This window comes from Marinospirillum sp. (genome assembly GCF_014859565.1).
Genome location: NZ_JACUUA010000404.1, coordinates 1 through 1,908 on the forward strand (window position 1 = coordinate 1; position 1,908 = coordinate 1,908).

The window sequence follows — 1,908 nt, forward strand, 5'->3', positions numbered from 1 at the left end:
CCAGCTGCATTATAACCAAAAATAAAACACTCCATAGAATAAGGATACACCATGAAGCGTGAAACAATTGCACTGCACCATGCTTACCAGCCCGATAATCAGCACGCCGTTGCTGTGCCCATCCACCAGACTACCTCTTTCAGTTTTGACTCAGCCCAGCACGCCGCTGATCTTTTTGATCTGAAAGTACAGGGCAATATCTACTCCCGCATCATGAACCCCACCTGTGATGTGCTGGAACAGCGTGTTGCTGCTCTGGAAGGGGGTATTGCCGGTCTGGCAGTTGCTTCCGGCATGGCCGCCATCACTTACACCATCCAAACGATTGCGGCTGCCGGTGACAATATTGTTTCCATCAGCGAGCTTTATGGCGGCACCTACAACCTGTTTGCTCATACTTTGCCACGTCAGGGTATTGAAGTTCGTTTTGCGGATAAAAATGATTTTGCCGGAATCGAAGCTCTGATTGATGACAAAACCAAAGCAGTGTATTGCGAGTCCGTTGGCAACCCATCCGGTGGAGTTGTGGACATTGCCCGTCTGGCTGAAATTGCCCATCGCCACGGTGTGCCAGTGGTTGTAGATAATACCGTTGCCACACCCTTTTTGTGGCGTCCGATTGAGCAGGGTGCTGACATAGTGGTACACGCTGCAACCAAATACATCGGTGGGCATGGCACCACTATTGGCGGTGTGATTGTAGATTCCGGCAAATTCCCCTGGGCAGAACATGCTGACCGCTTCCCACTGCTGAATGAACCGGATGTGTCTTACCACGGTGTGAGTTATACCCGTGATGTGGGTGCTGCGGCTTTTATTGCCCGTGCCCGCGTTGTACCACTGCGCAACATGGGTGCTGCCCTGTCGGCACAAGCTGCCTGGAACCTGCTGCAAGGTCTGGAAACTCTGGCGCTGCGTGTTGAGCGCATCTGTGAAAACACCCAAAAGGTTGCTGAATACCTGCAAAAACACCCGCAGGTTTCCTGGGTCAACTATGCAGGTCTGAGTGATCATGCTGACCATGCACTGGCGCAGAAATACATGGGTGGCAAAGCCTCCGGTATCCTCAGCTTTGGCATCAAGGGTGGCAAAGAGGCCGGTGTACGTTTTTATGACGCGCTGCAGCTGTTCATTCGCCTGGTGAACATTGGTGATGCCAAAAGCTGTGCATCCATCCCTGCATCCACCACTCACCGCCAGCTGAATGCTGAAGAGCTGATCAAAGCCGGTGTCAGAGAAGACATGGTGCGCCTGTCAGTGGGTATTGAACACATTGATGACATTCTGGCTGATCTGGATCAGGCATTAAAAGTCGCCAGTTGATTCAGCGCCTGCCTACTCAGTAAAAACCATCAATGCCCTGCAGTTCCTGTGACTGACAGGGCATTTTTTATGCTTGCCATCCGGGCTGTGCAGCGTCAGTCTGAAGATGTTGAAAACACCCACGTTACAAAAACAACAAAAGGAATCCGCATGACCACCCGTCTCAGCCCTTATTTTGATCTGCCCACGGAAATCACTGGTCTGCCACAAGATATTCAGGATGCCATCCTGGCCGTACAGGAAAAGGCCGGATTTGTGCCTAATGTATTCCTGATGCTGGCTCACCGCCCAGCCGAGTTTCGTGCCTTTTTTGCTTACCATGATGCCTTGATGGAACGTGAGTCCGACACTCTGACTCCTACTGAAAAAGAAATGCTTGTGGTCACCACCAGCGCACAAAATCGCTGCTTGTATTGTGTGGTAGCTCACGGCGCAATCCTGCGTATTTACAGCAAAAACCCGCTGCTAGCCGATCAGGTGGCGATCAACCATCGCACCGCACCCATCAGTGAACGTCATCAACTGATGCTCGATTTTGCACTCTATATCGGAGTGGAAGCCGGAGAGTTGAATGAAAGCTGGGTG

Annotated in this window: 2 protein-coding genes; both read left to right on the forward strand. The window is 51.5% G+C overall.

The features are described from left to right. Positions 1-51 precede the first annotated feature (51 nt). Complete coding sequence (locus IBX50_RS20245; protein ID WP_292258194.1) at positions 52-1,323, forward strand: aminotransferase class I/II-fold pyridoxal phosphate-dependent enzyme; 1,272 nt, start codon at positions 52-54, stop codon at positions 1,321-1,323. A gap of 150 nt (positions 1,324-1,473) precedes the next feature. Further along, the coding region (locus IBX50_RS20250; protein WP_292258195.1) for a peroxidase-related enzyme at positions 1,474-1,908 on the forward strand (435 nt) is incomplete at its 3' end.

What these genes read in the sequence shown, in the direction of transcription:
- IBX50_RS20245 (WP_292258194.1), top strand. Translation starts at nt 52, where the DNA reads ATGAAGCGTGAAACAATTGCACTGCACCATGCTTACCAGCCCGATAAT.